Origin of the sequence: Methylocystis rosea SV97 (assembly GCF_000372845.1) — a bacterium.
Lineage (GTDB): Bacteria > Pseudomonadota > Alphaproteobacteria > Rhizobiales > Beijerinckiaceae > Methylocystis > Methylocystis rosea.
The window spans coordinates 898,059-913,191 of record NZ_KB889963.1 but is presented as its reverse complement, the minus strand read 5'-3'; the positions used below and the strand labels follow the sequence as shown (position 1 = coordinate 913,191).

The 15,133-nt window shown below is 61.5% G+C and carries 17 protein-coding genes; 2 read left to right on the top strand and 15 right to left on the bottom strand.

The features are described 5' to 3' along the window. Window positions 1–72 precede the first annotated feature (72 nt). From A3OO_RS0104860 to A3OO_RS0104805, 12 genes are all read right to left on the bottom strand, one after another. Window positions 73–579, bottom strand: a complete 507-nt coding sequence (locus A3OO_RS0104860; protein WP_018406712.1) for a hypothetical protein — start codon at window positions 577–579, stop codon at window positions 73–75. Window positions 580–586: 7 nt separating this feature from the next. Further along, window positions 587–1,111, bottom strand: a complete 525-nt coding sequence (locus A3OO_RS0104855) for an SRPBCC family protein (protein WP_018406711.1) — start codon at window positions 1,109–1,111, stop codon at window positions 587–589. Beyond that, window positions 1,108–2,112 carry a vWA domain-containing protein gene (locus A3OO_RS0104850; protein ID WP_018406710.1) on the bottom strand — a complete coding sequence of 335 codons (1,005 nt, stop codon included), beginning with the start codon at window positions 2,110–2,112 and terminating at the stop codon, window positions 1,108–1,110. The genes A3OO_RS0104855 and A3OO_RS0104850 overlap by 4 nt, the downstream gene beginning before the upstream one ends. Beyond that, window positions 2,112–2,720: a hypothetical protein gene (locus tag A3OO_RS0104845; protein ID WP_026222696.1), complete on the bottom strand. Its 609-nt coding sequence runs from the start codon at window positions 2,718–2,720 to the stop codon at window positions 2,112–2,114. Before A3OO_RS0104845 ends, A3OO_RS0104850 begins: the two co-directional genes overlap by 1 nt. Beyond that, window positions 2,717–3,718, bottom strand: a complete 1,002-nt coding sequence (locus tag A3OO_RS0104840) for a vWA domain-containing protein (RefSeq protein WP_018406708.1) — start codon at window positions 3,716–3,718, stop codon at window positions 2,717–2,719. Before A3OO_RS0104840 ends, A3OO_RS0104845 begins: the two co-directional genes overlap by 4 nt. Beyond that, window positions 3,715–4,608 carry a hypothetical protein gene (locus A3OO_RS0104835; protein ID WP_026222695.1) on the bottom strand — a complete coding sequence of 298 codons (894 nt, stop codon included), beginning with the start codon at window positions 4,606–4,608 and terminating at the stop codon, window positions 3,715–3,717. Before A3OO_RS0104835 ends, A3OO_RS0104840 begins: the two co-directional genes overlap by 4 nt. An 8-nt stretch (window positions 4,609–4,616) precedes the next feature. Continuing rightward, window positions 4,617–5,462, bottom strand: a complete 846-nt coding sequence (locus A3OO_RS0104830; protein ID WP_026222694.1) for a DUF58 domain-containing protein — start codon at window positions 5,460–5,462, stop codon at window positions 4,617–4,619. Beyond that, the gene (locus tag A3OO_RS0104825; protein WP_018406705.1) at window positions 5,459–6,490 is read right to left on the bottom strand and encodes an AAA family ATPase; all 1,032 of its coding nucleotides are present in this window, start codon (window positions 6,488–6,490) and stop codon (window positions 5,459–5,461) included. The genes A3OO_RS0104830 and A3OO_RS0104825 overlap by 4 nt, the downstream gene beginning before the upstream one ends. A gap of 130 nt (window positions 6,491–6,620) precedes the next feature. Further along, a complete protein-coding gene (locus A3OO_RS0104820) occupies window positions 6,621–6,911 on the bottom strand; it encodes a methanol dehydrogenase [cytochrome c] subunit (RefSeq protein WP_018406704.1) in 291 nt (96 codons plus the stop codon). A gap of 68 nt (window positions 6,912–6,979) precedes the next feature. Then, on the bottom strand, window positions 6,980–7,561 hold the full coding sequence (moxG, locus tag A3OO_RS0104815; RefSeq protein ID WP_026222693.1) for a cytochrome c(L), periplasmic: 582 nt from the start codon (window positions 7,559–7,561) through the stop codon (window positions 6,980–6,982). A 35-nt stretch (window positions 7,562–7,596) separates the two neighbouring features. After that, window positions 7,597–8,502 carry a methanol oxidation system protein MoxJ gene (moxJ, locus tag A3OO_RS0104810; protein ID WP_018406702.1) on the bottom strand — a complete coding sequence of 302 codons (906 nt, stop codon included), beginning with the start codon at window positions 8,500–8,502 and terminating at the stop codon, window positions 7,597–7,599. 110 nt (window positions 8,503–8,612) lie between these two features. Then, entirely contained in the window at window positions 8,613–10,487 is a 1,875-nt protein-coding gene (locus A3OO_RS0104805) for a methanol/ethanol family PQQ-dependent dehydrogenase (RefSeq protein ID WP_018406701.1), read from the bottom strand. Between the two features lie 325 nt (window positions 10,488–10,812). Between A3OO_RS0104805 and A3OO_RS0104800 the strand changes: the two genes are divergently transcribed. Further along, window positions 10,813–11,682 carry a trypsin-like serine peptidase gene (locus A3OO_RS0104800; protein ID WP_026222692.1) on the top strand — a complete coding sequence of 290 codons (870 nt, stop codon included), beginning with the start codon at window positions 10,813–10,815 and terminating at the stop codon, window positions 11,680–11,682. Between the two features lies 1 nt (window position 11,683). On the opposite strand, the gene A3OO_RS0104795 is transcribed toward A3OO_RS0104800, so the two are convergent. Both A3OO_RS0104795 and A3OO_RS0104790 read right to left on the bottom strand, forming a co-directional pair. Further along, window positions 11,684–12,556 carry a c-type cytochrome gene (locus A3OO_RS0104795; protein WP_156824757.1) on the bottom strand — a complete coding sequence of 291 codons (873 nt, stop codon included), beginning with the start codon at window positions 12,554–12,556 and terminating at the stop codon, window positions 11,684–11,686. A 110-nt stretch (window positions 12,557–12,666) separates the two neighbouring features. After that, on the bottom strand, window positions 12,667–13,320 hold the full coding sequence (locus A3OO_RS0104790) for a pentapeptide repeat-containing protein (protein WP_018406698.1): 654 nt from the start codon (window positions 13,318–13,320) through the stop codon (window positions 12,667–12,669). A gap of 158 nt (window positions 13,321–13,478) precedes the next feature. Between A3OO_RS0104790 and A3OO_RS0104785 the strand changes: the two genes are divergently transcribed. Beyond that, window positions 13,479–13,898 carry a DUF3617 domain-containing protein gene (locus A3OO_RS0104785; RefSeq protein ID WP_018406697.1) on the top strand — a complete coding sequence of 140 codons (420 nt, stop codon included), beginning with the start codon at window positions 13,479–13,481 and terminating at the stop codon, window positions 13,896–13,898. 269 nt (window positions 13,899–14,167) lie between these two features. Here the strand turns inward: A3OO_RS0104785 and A3OO_RS23470 are convergent, their stop codons facing one another. Then, entirely contained in the window at window positions 14,168–14,929 is a 762-nt protein-coding gene (locus A3OO_RS23470; protein WP_156824756.1) for a hypothetical protein, read from the bottom strand. Between the last annotated feature and the right edge of the window lie 204 nt (window positions 14,930–15,133).

Here is a 15,133-nt window from a genome sequence, read left to right as displayed (position 1 = left end):
TTCGATGCCTGCTCCAACAGCGATTCCTTCGATCACATGATTCCATGTGATCGGGAAGCGCTTTAGGCGCCGCTATCTGAATTGCTTCTGCGTTCGATAACGGGCGGCGAGCATCCGCAGCGCCTCTTCCCGTTCAACTCCGCTATGGCGCAGATTGTAATAGTGCTGGCAAACCTCGCCATAGGTCTGCTTTTGGCCGGCGATCGCGGCAACTTCTGCAAGCGAGTTGATCAGCTGCGCGAAGTCCTCGGCATGGCCGTCGGCCGCGAGCATCTGCCCGACCTGAGCGGTGCGATTCGCGAGCATGCGGTCGGACTCGAGGAAATGCGGCTGCGCCGAGAGCAGAGCCGCGCGTATGCGCTCGACCGCAAGTTCACGCATGCCGACGGCGCCGCCGGCTTCGCGTTGAGCGAGCCAGAGTGCAGGTTCAGTGCGATCGGTGGCGCGCAACCAAACGTCAGCGCCCTTAAGGGTCCCAGACTCGATCAAATCGTCCTGCTCGGCGGCGCGCCGCTCTTCGCCGCATGAGGCGAAGAGCGCGCAGACGCCTGCAAGAATGATCGCTTCGCGAAAGCGCATCGCCGAGCTATTTCCCTTCCACTTTCTTCTTCAGGCCCTGAAGACCGTCGCGCAAGTAGCTCGCCATCGCCGCGCGCGCGGCGTCATCGTTGAGGTTTTCCGGCGGCTCATTGCTCGTGTCGCCGCGATAGAGACGGCCATACCATTTCACCAAACTCCCACCCGCCGACGCAGGTTCGATCGTGAAGGTGACAGTGTAGGAACTTACGGGCAGCACATCGAGATTTGGATCAGACATGCGCCAGGAAAGCTTGAACGCCGAAGCGTCATATTCATCGAGCCCTTCCTTCAGAACGCCGCCCTTCTTGAGGATTATTTCGCGCTCCGCGCCGGCGGCGTCTCCGCCCTTGGCCGTCACGCTCTGAACGTCAGGGTGCCAGTTCGCGAGCCCGTCGAATTTACCGGCCAGAGCCCATACGGCCTTGGGATCGGCGGCGATGACGATCGACTCGTCGACCTTAATCGGCGTCGGTCCGTGCGCGAGCGCAGGCGCGCAAATCAGAAGGGCGAAGAGCCCCAGCAGCTTCCTCATTTTGATCTCCTTGGTTGGGGAAAGCGGTAAAACGGCGCGGCGCGGCGCATTTGAATGAAAGCCTGCGCGAAAAACGTTGCGGCGACGGCCATGAATGTGAGAAGCGCAGCCGTCACGCCAAAGAACGGGCGCAGGTCGAGCGCTGCGTCACGCGGTCGAACGGACGCGACCGCGGCATAGTCCTTCCACAGTCGCTTGCCGTCTTCGAGATGGGCGTAGGAAAGCCCGGTCTTTTCGGCGAGCGAACGCAAGTAGTCTTCCTTTACGGAAGACAGATGCTCGACGCCGATCGCCGCACTCGCGCCGAAGGGCGCGTTGCGGGCGTTGTAGCCCTCGCGCCGCTCCGCGCCTTCAGGCGGCAAGCCGAAGCGGCTCTCGTGCGGAACGTCGTCGGCGCCGAGGAATCCAACCTCGCGGCCCCTATCGTCAAATTTCGGGATGGGCGAAAGCTCAAAGCCGCCGACGCCAACGACAAGGCCGCGCACCTCGCCCGCACGCCCTTCGAATGTCGGCGCGCCACGCGCGGGAAGCGGCGGCGCTTCCTGGCCATCGCTGAAAAACAGCAGGTCGCTTTTCAATTCTCTCGCCATATCGATCGCGCGGAAAAAGCCTGCGGATATCCGGCTGTCGCCTTCCCATGCCATGCGCCAGTCGAGCGCCTCAATCGAAGCTTGTAGAGGCGTGAAGTCTGCGCAGACGTCGATCGGTTCGAACAGCAGGAATGGCCTGCGTTCGGTAAAAACGCCGAGAGCGACATGCGACGGACAGGGCAATTCCGCGAGCATGGCGCGAAGCGCGGCTTTCACGGCGTCGAGACGGCTGACCGGCCGACCGGAGGCGGCGTAATCGCGAACGTTCATGCTGCCGGTGATGTCGACGATGGCGAGAAAATCGAATGACGGACGCCGGATCATAATCTTTGGCGTGAAGAAAGTGGCTGCGAGCGACAGCGTCGCTAGCGCGAGAAGAGCGACGCGGGGATCGCGCACATCCGGGCGCATCACGGCAGTCCTTTCGGTTTGCCGGGAATATCGGTCCAGAGCTTCTTGGGATCGGCGCTCAGTTCGTCGCCGCTCTTTCTCTCAAAATCCGGAAAATCCCGGACGAGCCGCGCCGCGACGTCGAGATTGAATTTCGCGTCCCAATAGTCGGGCGCGAGCTGCAGCGCACGTCGATATTCGCGCTTGGCGAGATTGACGAACGGATTGGCCGCTTCGAGTTGCGATCGTTCGACATGATCGAACGCCTTGCGCAGCAGCGCGTTCGCCAGGAGATAATGTCCCCGCGCGCGCGTTTCGATGCTCCCGCTACGATCGAGCGTCTCCACCAAGGCTCGGGCGCGATCGATGTCGCTTCGCGCCGCAAGAAAGGCGACGCGCGCGAGAATCGTTTCCGGCCTGTCGTTCGCGTCGACGGCGACGTCGCGGCCCTCGCGCATCGCTTCGATCGCATCGTTGGCGACGACGGCGCCGCGCCATTGGCTAAGCAATGCAGCCGTCGTCAGGATAAGCGCGAGAAGGAGCGCGACCAGAATCGACGATTTTGCTTCACGCCAAAGCGCGCGCGCCTTGTTGCGCAGGATCGTGATTCTCGTCTCGAAGGCCATCATCGCGCGTTGTCCACAACGCTCAGCCTGACCTCTGCTAGCTTCGCCGCAAGAAGCAGCGCCATGGCGGCGAGCGCGAGCGTGAAGGCCCATGCGCTCAGATCCGTGCGTGGCAATTTTTCGACATATCGGACGGGATGGCGTTCGAGCCTGTCGATTTGTTTTAGGGCCTCCTCCGTCGCCTCGACGCCTTCAGCCTCGAAGGCTTGGTATGGAACGCCGAGCGATTTGAAGAAGAGATCGAGATGACGTTCTGGCGCGGCCTGTGGCGACTCATCGTCGCCCGCCGGCTGATCGGAGATGCCTCTGCTGCCTTGGGTGCGCAGGAACAGCCAGTAAAGGCTGACGTTCGTCTTGCGGAATTCCGCCTTTAAATCATCGCGCAGCTTTGGATCAATGACGCCGGCGCCGTCGGATATCAGCAGGACCGCGCGCGACAGATCAGCCTGGCTCGTCTTGAACATCGAGAGCGCCATGGCGAGCCCACGCGCAATATTCGTATAGTCGAGGCCCGGACGGTCGATCGCGTCGATGGCGGCTTCGGTGGCGCCGATATGATCCGAAATCGGCGTCACCAGCATCGGCGCCGTCGAAAATGCCGCGACGCCCACGAGATCGTGACGGCGCGCTTCGACAAAGCGCTTGAGAATGCGCCTTGCCGCCGCGGCTTTCGACTCTTCGTCCCCAGACGGCGTTCGCCCCGCGAAGGTCTCGTTCATGCTGCCGCTGCGGTCGATCAGCATGACGATCTGCGCGCCCTCGGAAAAGCGCTCGACGTCCGCGCCTGCAACATAGGGGCTGGCGGCGCCGAGTAGGCTGGCGCCGATGGCCACGACGCCGCAGAACTTCAGAAGAATGCCGGCGACGATCGAAAGGCCGTCGACGGGCGCTGCGAGGAGCGAGGGTATCGTCGCGCCGCGCAAGACGGACCGCAACAGTGGAAGCAGCGCCAGAGGCGCTAGGAACAGCGGCTCGATGTGCTCAAAGCCGAAGCCGCTCATCCTGCACGCTCCTGCCTGGCGAGCCTGCTGACAAATTGCGCGAGCTGCTCGGCGGCATAGTCGTCCTTCGAGCTTTCGCCGCCAAAAAAAAGCTGCTTCGAGGTTTCGAAGAATCGCTCGAAGTCGACCTGCAGCGGCTCGAATTCCGGACGTCTGCGGAGAAACTCCGGAAGGTCGCCTGACAGCAGAATTGCGCCATTGGCCCGATCGAGCGCCCGATGCACCGATTGAATCGACGCGGCGAAATGTGCGTCACCAGCGCCGCGCCGCCTCGAAATTTCACGCGCGAGCGCCGAGAAGACTCGCGCCTGCCGTTGCTGGAAGGGCGGCCAGGCGCGATCTCGCGCGACAAGAGCGAGCGCCAGCAGGGCGCCGGCGCCTGCGCCGAACGCCAGATTGCGCAGCGTGGCTTCGTCAACGAATGCCGACGAACCGTCGGGACGCAGATAATCCGTCGCCTGCTCTTGCTTCTGCGGCGCAACCTCCCGCAAAGGAGAAACGCCAATCCTCCATGCGGGAACGGCGACGGCCTGCGCGCCTATTGCAGTCGAAATGGAGAGTTCGAACCCAGGAACCTCGATGTCACGCGCATCGAGCGCCACATAGAAATTCTGATATGTGAGGTCGAGACGCCATAGACGCGCGCCGTTTTCTGACGTCTCGCTAAGTTTGATGTCCCGGAGATCGAGCGAACCGCTGAGCGGACCGGGACTGGGCAAGGAGGCGCGCGAAAGCACGGCGTCCGCGGGCGCGGAGACGTCGATGCGCGCATGAATGAGATCGCCCACGAAATAGCCGAACGGGCGCGCCGAGTGGATGCGCACCGTCGTTTCCTGCGCACATGCAGGAAGCGTCGCGGCCAGCATGAGGGCGATACATGCCATGCGCATCGCAGGCCTCACGCCGCCGTCAGCCGCATGCTGAGATCGCTGGCGTCGAAACCGTCCTGAATGAAAATCGGCGCACGGCTGCGTCTTGAAGACGCGCGGGCGAGATTTTTGCGACGGGACTGCTCGGCTTCGACCCAGCGCCGCTGAAGCGCGGGCCTCATCAACAGGGGCTGACGGCGGCCGCTCTCGCTGTCGCAAAGCTCCAGCACGCCCCATTTTGGCGGCGCGGCTTCGAGTGAATCGATCAGAACGAGCGGCGCGACGTCATGCAGTGAAAGCGCCTCGAACGCCTGCTCAATCAATTGCACGGGCCAGCGAAAATCGGAAATGAGAAACACCAACTTGCGCGTGGCGCCGAGCGCCGCCGCGGCGTCGAGCATGCCTTTGGCGCTCGATCCGCTGGGCGTTTCGACGCCGATCCTTTCGACGGCGGCGAGCGCCGCCCTTCTCGAACGCGTCGCCGGCAACGTCGCCCGATCAATCAACACCTCTTTAAAAGCGTACACGCCGAAGCGATCGCCGTTGCGTGTCGCCGAATACGCCAGCGCGCCGCAAAGATCGACGGCGACCTGAAATCTGTTGACGGCTCCGGCGAAGCCCATCGAGGCGGAAAGGTCCACGAGCGCGTAAACGTCGATCGCCGCCCTTTGCTCGAAGCGACGCACATAGGTTACGCCGAACGGATCGCGCAGCGTCGCGCGGAGGTCGATGCGGCGGGCGTCCGGATAGCGCATGAAAGGCGCCTGGTCGCGAAAGACTCCAAAGCCGCCGACCTCGCTCGACGTGTGGGCGCCGACGTGGTTGGCGGCAAAGCGACCGCGCGGTCGATACAGGATATCGACGATCGTATTCATGGAACGGGCGTCGCGTCGAAAGCCGCGCGGCACAGTCGCTTGACGATGTCGTCGCTGCGCAAAGCGTGGATCGGATCGACAAAGATGCGGTGCGCCATGACTTCAATAAAGACATCGCGCACATCTTCCGGGATGAGATAATCACGCCCTTCGAGCCAGGCGCGCACCCGCGCGGCGCGCACCAGCGCCGCCAGTCCGCGTGGACTCGCGCCGCCCTTGACGAGACTGTCGAGGTCGACGTCCGGCGGCGACACGCCGGCGGAACTTGGGTCGACAAGAGCCCGCCAGAGGTTCAGCACGTAGCGTTCAAGCGCTTCGCTCGATCTCACATGTGTCTGGATCGCGCGCGCAACAGCAGGCGTCTCGCGATAGTCCAGCGTACCGGAGCTCACCCGCTCGAGAAGCATTTCCGTATCATGGAACGCTGGATCGAAAACCAGCCGGCGGCGCGCCTCCTCATCATCCGGCGCAGCCATAAGAATTTCCATGAAAAATCTGTCGCGCGCGGCCGCCGGCAGTTCGAAGGTTTCTTCCCGCTCCACCATGTTTCGATCAGCGAACACATTGAGATAGGGGAAGTGATGCACGCGATTGAACGCCGACACGCTGCGCTCGGCCATCAGCCGCAACAACAGAGAATGAACTTGCGGGCGCGCGCGGTTGATCTCATTGAAGAAGAAGACCGGCAGCGTCTCCGCATGGCGGAGAAGCTCGGATGGATCGACGCGGGGGCGACCGTCATCGCCCAAATAGGTATGATAAAGAATGTCGCTCGGCATCATGTCGACCGTGCCTTCGACGCGAGCGAAGTCGCCGCCAAGCGCGCGCGACAGGGAACGCAGCAGCGTGGTCTTGCCGACTCCGACATCGCCTTCGATCAGCACATGACCGCGCGCAAAAATGCAGATCGTCACGAGCCTGACAACGCGCGCTTGCCCGATGACCGCCTTTTGAATTTCCTGTTCAAACTCGAGGGCGCGCGCGCGCCAATCGGAGAGCTTCTGGACGACGTGCAGAGTTTCGTTCAAGGCCTGACCTAGCGCGCGCCAAACATAAAGAGGCGGCCACGATCTCGGGAATAGAGCCGATGCGCTGTTGTCGAATACGCCGGCTCCAGATCGTGGCCGCTAGATCATCGCGCTTTTGTCGCGATGAAACTTATTGAGCAATCTTGCTCACGTCATATTCCCACTTGCCGGTCTTCTTGAAGTTCTCGACCCGCTTCTTGTTGCGTTCTTCCATGGCCTGAACGGACGCCTGCTGTTTGGCGATTTCCTTGGGGTCGTGCTTGGGATCGTATTTCGACCCCTCGACCTTGTCCGGGAAGCCGGGCTTGGGTTCCCAGCAATTTCCGGGCGCCTTGCACTTGGTGCCGTCATAGGCGAGCGCGCTCCCGGCGCTAAATAGAATGCCGACGGTGAGCGCCGCGGCGAAATGCATCTTACGCATCCCTGTTTCCTCCTTTTTGCGAGGCTTGCGCCTCGGTGTTTGCGCCTCCGGCGACGGCGTCGTAGAACCTACTTCGCCTTCTCCTGGCACTTTCCAGGCGGGCTGTCCGGCAGGGCTTCGTGACCCGCGTAGGGTTTGAAAGACTTGCGCTGAGCGTCCGTCAGCCAGCTCGCCTTCTCCGGCGCTTCCTTGAAGAGATGTCGGATCCAGGCCATGACCTTCAGCATCTCATCGAGCGTGAGGTTCTGGTACTGCGGCCCCATCGACGCCTGCCCGCCGCCATAGATCGTCGAGAACAGGCCTTCGTCGGTTTCGTTCTGCGGATAGGTCCAATAGGCGTCGTTGAGGCCGGGGCCGATCTTTCCTTCGGCGAGGTGGCCGTGACAGCCGGAGCAGGCGGAAAGAAAGAGCTGTTCGCCCAGCTTCAGACAGCTTGCATCCTCGTTATAGGGATTCTTGCCCGACGTCATGAATTCCTTGACGCCCGCGGTGTCCTTTCCCTCCGGCAGCGCGTCATCAAAGTTCAGCACCTCGCCCGTGATCGTGTTGCGGAATGTGATCCCTGCGGTCTGCGCGATGGCGCCGAGCGCAACCAAACAGGCCGCGGCGCCGATGAGGGACAGGGAAACGCTTCTTTTGCTATTCGACACGTATTTCGTCCTGCTTTTCGTTTGCGCGCGGCGCATCATTGGGTGACGGGAAGAAGAGGAACGCCTTCCGCTTTGAGGATGTCATCGATCTTTGGCCGAGCGGCGACGAGCGCCTGATCGATTTCAGTCAGCAAGGCTTTGTCGTCGCGCCGCACCGCGACCGATTGATCGAAGCGCTGCGGCACTTTTTCGCCATTGCTCTTCGCCGCATCGTCTTCGATCAGCGTCATCCGCAGCGGCGTCAATGACGCTTTGACGTAACGCGCGACGTCGGGCGCGAAGCCGACCGCGACATCGGCGGCGCCGCTGACCACCTCGCCAACCATGCGGGCGGGATCAATCTGCGTGTATTGGTTGCGCGCCGATTTGAAATTCACCAGCGAATAGAGATAGGCCATATTGTCTTCGTACTTGCCCATATCCTTGAGCAGCGTTTCGCCCGGAGAGCCGAACGCGACGGCGATGTGGTCGAGCTTCTTCAGACGTGCGTCGGACCATGATTTGATGTCGAGGTCGCGATCGGCGCGGCTGACGAAGACATAGCCGGTGCGATAGTACGGTTTCGACGTCGCGACGCGTGGATCGCCGGTATCAAGACCGATGACGACGTCGCAGAGCTTCTTGTCGAGAGAATCCCGCACGAGATAGATCGCCGGCTGCTGCGACCAGACGAATTGGGCCTTACGTTTCATGGCGTCGGCGAGCGCAACGCCGATCTTGTTCTCAAGTCCCGAGCCGTCTTCCATCGAGAGCGGCGGCTGGTTCTTCGCCGCGCAGATGCGAAGCGTATTGGGCTCTGACGGCTCTGCCGTCGAAGCGGTCGCGGCGTTCGAGACGGCGTCGCCAGAAACGCCAAGCGAAGCGCCTTCTGCGCTCATGGCCGCAAGAGCGACGAAGAGCGCACAGCATGCGCCGACGGGCAAGCGAGTGAATCGCGACATGGCTTTCTTTCCGTGATCATTTCGATCGCCTGCTCGGACGCATGGGGGCGCGTCCGAACAGGCGTCTCGTAACCGCCTCAGGCGGAAGAGATCGATGGAACGAGCGGCGATTAGTTCGCCTTGTATTCGCCCACGCTCAGATCGTCGTAGGGGCCTTTGCCGTCGAGCGAGAACACCATCACGCCGCCGCCCATCTGCGTGTAGTTGGCGAGCTGCTTGAAGGCGCCAACCGCGCCGAGACCGGCTGTCGGATCCTGGAGATCGAACACGAGGCCAACGCCCGGCCAACCGCCGACGCCATACATGATGGCGAGATATTCAACGCCGTTGTGCTGATAGACGATCGGATGTCCGATGACGCCGGACGGCAGCTTGAACTTCCACAGCAGTTCGCCGGTGTCGCTGTGACGGGCCTTGATGAAGCCGTCGAGCGTTCCGTAGAAGACGACGTTGCCGGCGGTGGCGGCGGTGCCGCCCCAAACAGCGAAGCGCTCCATCTTCTCCCATTTGAACTTGCCGGTGATGGCGTTGTAGGCCTTGATCTGGCCGAGGCCTTCAGCCTTCTGACGATCACCCTTCGGACCCGGAAACATGTTGAGCGTCGCGCCGACGAAGAACTGACCCGCGCGATAGGGAAGCATGAAGGGCTCCCAGTCCATGCAGATGTGGTTCACGCCGAGGAAGAACAACTCCTTATTGGGATCGTAGGAGTCGAGGCCCTGGTTGTGATAGCCCATCGCCGAGGGACAGATATCCTTGGCGAGATGGTCCATCCGCGTGCCATATTCCGGATCGCGCACCGGCAGGCCGCTCTTCAGATCGACCTTCTTGAACACATTGACCGTGTCGTCGATCTTGTCGGCGGAGACCAGCGTGCCGTCGGTACGGTCGAGCGTATAGACGATGCCGTTGCGGTCAGGATGGGTCAGCAGCTTGCGCAGCTTGCCGTCCTTGTCCTTCTGCTCGCTGAGCATCATGAAGTTGATGCCGGCGTAGTCCCATTCATCGTGCGGCGTCTTCTGATAGCCGAACTTCGCCTCGCCCGTGTTGAGGTCGCGGCCCCAAATGGTCATCGTCCACTTGTTGTCGCCAGGACGCATCGTCTCGTTCCACGGCGCCGGATTGCCGCTGCCGTAGTAAACGAGGTTGGTGCCCGAATCGTAAGCGAACCAGCCCCAATTGGTGCCGCCGCCGATCTTCCAGGCGTCGCCTTCCCAGGTCGCTGTGCCGAGGCCCTTCTGACCATAATGCGGATTGGCCTTGTTGAAGTCGTCGCCGATCAGCACGTCCGAATCCGGACCGGTCGCGTAGGCGCGCCACTTCTGCTCGCCGGTGCGCACGTCATAAGCGGTCATGTAGCCGCGCACGCCCAGTTCGGCGCCCGAGCTGCCGATGAGCACAATGTCCTTATAGATGTGCGGCGCGACGGTCAGCGTGGAGCCGACCTTGAAGTCGGAGTTTTCGATCTTCCAGTATTCCTCGCCGGTGCTGGCGTTCAGCGCGACGACATGGCCGTCGAGCAGCGTCTTCACGATCAGCGCGGGTGCCTTGCCGTCGCCGGGCCAGTAGGCGAGACCACGATTGACGATGTCGCAACAGGCGACGGCGCGCGCCGCGGCGTTCTGCTTGGGCTTATGCTGCCAGAGAATGCGGGTCGGGTCGTCGAGGTTGAGCGCGAACGTATTATTGGGAAAAGACGTGTGAATATACATTTTGCCGTCGATGACGATCGGCGAACCTTCGTGGCCGCTGAGCAGACCGGTCGAGAACGACCAGGCGACCTTGAGGTTCTTGACGTTATCGGCGTTGACCTGGGTCAGCGTGCTGTAGTGGTTGGAGCTGTAGTTCTTGCCCTGCATGGCCCAGTTGTCTTCGCTCTTCGTCAGAGCTTCGAGCTTATCCTCGGCAGTCGCAGCGGACATCGTCACCATCGGCGCCGCGATCAGCACGGACAACAGGGACACGGAATTCAGCAGTTTCCTCATCGACGAGTCCTCCTGCAACCTCGCCCGGACGCCTTCATGGCGTCTTCGACGGCGACGTCGCCCCGCAAATAGACGGCAAAATGCAGCCGCCGTGGTTCATTGACGGTCGCTTATTCTCGCTGCGCGTTCGCGCGCAAATTCGAGAGACGATCCGCCGGCATATAAGTTTATGCGCAAGGCCGAGTCTTCACGATTTATCGGTAATGTATCTCGGGAAAGATCGGCATGTTTGCTCTCCATACTTCCCGATGTCGTGGCGCTTGACGCAAAATCGCGCACAGCTTTTGTTGAGGGACGATCCTCTCCTCCTCATCAGAAGCATCGAATGCCAAAACCTGTCGGGCCCATGAATTCGCCCGCGCGCCGCCATCGCGTGTTCCCTCCGGCGAATCTGCGCTCCCCCGCTTTTCCGGTCGCCCTGGTCATGCTCATGCTGCTCGGCGTGACGTTTGCGCGCATCGGCGCGCAAACAGCCCACGCCGCGCTTTACCCCGACGACCGGCGGCAAGCGATGACGGAGGCGGACGCCAATCGCTTCGCCGGCGCCGGCGTGCTCATGTGCTACTCAGATTTCGGAACGCTGGAGCGCGCGGCGGCCGCCTGGCTCGTCGGTTCGCATGATCTCGTCGTGATGAATGCGCATAATTTCGTCGACCGGCGTCTCGTCCCAACCCATCCGGTGACGAATTGCTTCTTCAGGATCGCTGGCGGCGACTATTATTTCGATGAGAACAGCCTTCGCATCGGCGCGTCCGTCGATTCGAAAGCTCTGCACATCACAGACGACTGGGCCTTGCTGCGTCTGCTTCAGCCCACGCCTGAAACCGTGAAACCCCAGCCTTCGCCGGACGTCAGCGATGTCGCCACCGGCGCGCGCTTCAAGGTCGTGATGGTCTCGCCGGCCGGACATTCCAACACACGCCTCGTGGCCAGTATTGAATCATGCGATGTTTATCGCGTCGATGAACCCACCGAAGGTCACATTCGTCGCGTGCGTCACGACTGCAATGACGGCTATGGCGGCTCGGGTTCCGGCCTTTTCACCGAAGACGGCCGCCTGATCGCCATGCATAGCGCTTCGCTCGACATGAATCAGAAACGGCCCTTCGATATCGAGACGCATTATGGTTCTGCGATGCTTTTCGAAGGCGAACTCGCCGAGGCGATCCGCGACGCGGCGTCAAAGCCGCGTTAGCTCATTCCTTTGGCGGAATCGTTCGCACCCAGGCGACGAGCGTGTCGAGATCATCGGGCGACATCTTCGAAAAATGCGCTTTGGAGAGCGTCGACATGGGCGGCTTCAGCGGCGCGCCGTCGCGCGCCACGCCCTGTGTGATCGCGCGCTTCAAGTCATCGTCCGACCAGGCGCCGACGCCCTTTGCCGGATGCGACGTGATGTTGGAGGCGACGACGACGCCGGCGGCGTTGCGGAAGGTTTTTCCGCCCGCGCCGAGACGATTTTGATAATCAGGCGCGCCGTCGACCTCCTCGCTGTGACACGACAGGCAACGGGCGAGCGACGCGACATAGAGGCCGCGCGTGTTTTTGTCGGCAAGAGACGCGTCATCAAAGGCCGCCGCCGCTCCGGGCATCAGGCGAGGCGTCCATTCGCCGCTGCGCTGCTGCGGCGACTGAAGCGGCGCGTGGATTGGCGTCGCCGAGCGCAGAAAGGCGATGATCGCGTCGAGATCGCTCGGCGTCAGGGGCTTGTAGGAGTCCGACGGCATGACAGGCGCAAGGCGGCCATCCCGGCCGACTCCGTCGACGATCGCGGCGCGCAATTCTTCATCGGTCCACGCGCCGACGCCGGTCTCTCTGTCTGGAGAGATGTTGGGACCGCGCACGACATAGGATTTGTCGGAGAATGTCTGCGCGCCGCCGCTCAAGCGACTGGAGAGATCATAGCCTGCTGCGCCGCGCGGCGTATGGCAGTTGTCGCAGGCCGTCAGCGCTTCGACGAGATAGCGGCCGCGTTCGATATCGCCAGCATGGGCTATAGGAACGACCAGGCAGAACGCGAGCAGAACGACTGGCATAGCCAGACACGATGGCGGTCCTTTGGCGCTCATGATGCGGATGCGTTGGTGTCGGATACGGCGCACTTAATGCAACCTTCTCTTTGCGTCTCGCGGAAATATTCCCTAGCAGCACAGGAATTTTTGGCATGACGCCGCAGGAGTCAGCGCCCGAGAGAAAGGTTCGAGCCGTCGAGGACGGCATAGTCGAAACGTGCGCCGGTCACGATCGCCGCGGTGAAATTGGCGCCGGTTAGAACTGCATGGGTGAGATTGGCGCGCGTAAGGTCCGCCCCCTCGAAATTGGCGTCGGGGAGTTCGGCGCGCACGGGAACCATGCCCTGATTGGCCGGATCGGCGCCGAGATCCGCGCCGATCAGCTTCGCATTGCGAAAGTTGACGCCCTTTCCGCCGCCGATGATGCGCGCATTCGAGAGGTCGGCATCGGCAAAACTGGCGCCATCGAGAATCGCGGCGTAAAGCGTCGCGGCCTTCATCTGAGCGCCCGAGAGGTCGGCGTTCTGCAAATCGGCGCGCGTGAAATTCGCACCCGACAGATCGGCCTTCGCCAGCTTCGCGCCCGCGAGCTTGGTGGAGAAAAAGTCTGCGCCATGCAGGTTAAGGCCGGAAAGATCGAGGCCTGAAAGATCGAGATTTGAAAGATCGATCGGCTTACCCTGCGCTTCGGCGACCTTACGTTCGATGTCGGCGCGAGTCATCTCCGCAGCTAAGGCGCACAAGGGCGCGGCGGCGAAAAGAAGCGCGGTCGCGACAAATAAAAGTTCGCGACCGACTCGCATCAGATTGGGCGAACTCATCCCGCAAATCCCCGGCACATGGCTTCGCAAAGGTATGTACGGCGGTGCAGAAGACGCAACAGGACAATTTCCCGGGCGCGCGGGGAAAGAAGGGCAGCCATCGGCCACGGCGCCGGCAGCACGTAGATCGCCATGCGCTTTCGCGATAAGGAAGGGAGATGCAACGCGCACAACTTATTTCCTCCGGTCTCGTCGTCGCTCTCTTGATTTTGGCGGGCGCGCATTCGCCTGCATTTGCAGGTGACGCTGAACTGCCGAAGCGCCGGCCGGGCCTTTGGCGCATTTCGACGATTTCGCCGGAGATCGGGCTGCAGACCAATGACGTCTGCATCGAAGGGGGCGACAGCATCATCGGCGCCCAGGACGAAAGTTGCGCGAAGCCTTCAGTTACGCACGCGAATGATCAGATCATCGTCACGATCGAATGCGGCCCGAAGGACGCGCGCGACGTCACGAGTCTGCTGTTCACCGGCGACTTCAAAAACTGGTATCGCGCGCAGTCCAAGGCAACGGCGAAGGGGACTCGCTCAGGCTTCACGATCGACGCGAAGTTTCTGTCCGAACGCTGCACGAACTAGCCGCCCGACGATCCAGTCGGAACTACGACGCCGAAAGCCCTGCTCTGGCGTGCTGTTCGAAGATGAAGATGGAAAGTCGGTCTTTGAATATGACCAGCCGTCACGCTCTTCGGGCAGTTCGACGATGAACGCGTAACTGAGGTCGGCCGATATCTCGACGCCGCGCTTGAAGCTGCATTGCTTCAAGCGGCCGACTAAGGCGGCGCGAAATTCGCACGCTGACGCAATTCCTGCATGTAGCATTACTCTTATCTACGTTCTTGCCCCTCTCAGCGAGATCCATCAGGGGATGACGAACGTCCCTGATCGGGTGGAGTAGCGGGAGGCGTGCGCCGCTCGACTCGGTATTTGCCGTGCAAACCGGCGAGCGCGCGATTTACGTAAGTATGGAACTCCGTCGCTTTCTCGATCGGCACGGTGAAAACGGCGATCCCGAAACCTATCGCTGCGGCGATCAAAGCCGTGATGACGACAGAAACGAACCTGTACGCGATCGTCCGAACGATCCCGCGACGGGGAGCAGGATGGACTTCGAAACGGCTTTTGTATCCTTGACTGTCTCTGACAATTTCGGGGGCTTTTTGCTCAAATACTTGCTCGTGGGCGTGTAAGATCGCTTCTGCCTCTCGCGGTTCAACCTCGGCCTGAACAAATTGCGGTTGTTCGACCTCCTGCCAGTGCGCCTGACTCTGATCAGGAGCTGTGTCAGTCGAGGTCCCCAAAACGATCTGTTCCTGCTCTTCCTCTCGCCGGGCGCGCGCCGCGGCCTCGACGAGTTCAGATCGCCGGCGTTCTTCTTCACTTTGTTCCACAGCGGCGAGTCTTTGCTCCAGAGCGGCAAATCTTTTCTGCAAAGCCGCGATGGTCCATTCGCTGCGCAGCATCTCACTGTCACGCGGCGGCGCCTCGGCTGGCGCGAACGAGGCCGCATGAGCCTGCTCTGTTACGCGACGATTTTCTTCTCCACGACGCTCTTCCTCTCTTTGTTTGAACGCGACGAGGGTCCAGTCGCTGAGAAGGGTCTTGCTCATCTTTCACTCCAGTCTTTCGATGTTCGCATCAGACGCCTCGCGCGGCATTGTCAGTCTCGGAAAATCCCGTAGAAGCTTTCAGGGTGTCTCAACGGTTCAATAGCCAGGCTGAGACGATGCTTGGCGTTTGTAAAGCTCGGCGCGCGGAGCCGAGCACGAGAACTCCTTCCCTGAAAATTAGGTCCTCACATAGGCAGAGCATCC

Bases quoted from the DNA above. Each gene is read 5' to 3' on its own strand.
- A3OO_RS0104840 (WP_018406708.1), bottom strand. From the start codon at position 3,718: ATGAGCGGCTTCGGCTTTGAGCACATCGAGCCGCTGTTCCTAGCGCCT.
- A3OO_RS0104800 (WP_026222692.1), top strand. From the start codon at position 10,813: ATGCCAAAACCTGTCGGGCCCATGAATTCGCCCGCGCGCCGCCATCGC.
- A3OO_RS0104785 (WP_018406697.1), top strand. From the start codon at position 13,479: ATGCAACGCGCACAACTTATTTCCTCCGGTCTCGTCGTCGCTCTCTTG.
- A3OO_RS0104790 (WP_018406698.1), bottom strand. From the start codon at position 13,320: ATGAGTTCGCCCAATCTGATGCGAGTCGGTCGCGAACTTTTATTTGTC.
- A3OO_RS0104805 (WP_018406701.1), bottom strand. From the start codon at position 10,487: ATGAGGAAACTGCTGAATTCCGTGTCCCTGTTGTCCGTGCTGATCGCG.
- A3OO_RS0104850 (WP_018406710.1), bottom strand. From the start codon at position 2,112: ATGCGCCCGGATGTGCGCGATCCCCGCGTCGCTCTTCTCGCGCTAGCG.
- A3OO_RS0104835 (WP_026222695.1), bottom strand. From the start codon at position 4,608: ATGCGCATGGCATGTATCGCCCTCATGCTGGCCGCGACGCTTCCTGCA.
- A3OO_RS0104845 (WP_026222696.1), bottom strand. From the start codon at position 2,720: ATGATGGCCTTCGAGACGAGAATCACGATCCTGCGCAACAAGGCGCGC.
- A3OO_RS0104830 (WP_026222694.1), bottom strand. From the start codon at position 5,462: ATGAATACGATCGTCGATATCCTGTATCGACCGCGCGGTCGCTTTGCC.
- A3OO_RS0104795 (WP_156824757.1), bottom strand. From the start codon at position 12,556: ATGAGCGCCAAAGGACCGCCATCGTGTCTGGCTATGCCAGTCGTTCTG.
- A3OO_RS0104860 (WP_018406712.1), bottom strand. From the start codon at position 579: ATGCGCTTTCGCGAAGCGATCATTCTTGCAGGCGTCTGCGCGCTCTTC.
- moxJ (WP_018406702.1), bottom strand. From the start codon at position 8,502: ATGTCGCGATTCACTCGCTTGCCCGTCGGCGCATGCTGTGCGCTCTTC.
- A3OO_RS0104820 (WP_018406704.1), bottom strand. From the start codon at position 6,911: ATGCGTAAGATGCATTTCGCCGCGGCGCTCACCGTCGGCATTCTATTT.
- A3OO_RS23470 (WP_156824756.1), bottom strand. From the start codon at position 14,929: ATGAGCAAGACCCTTCTCAGCGACTGGACCCTCGTCGCGTTCAAACAA.
- A3OO_RS0104855 (WP_018406711.1), bottom strand. From the start codon at position 1,111: ATGAGGAAGCTGCTGGGGCTCTTCGCCCTTCTGATTTGCGCGCCTGCG.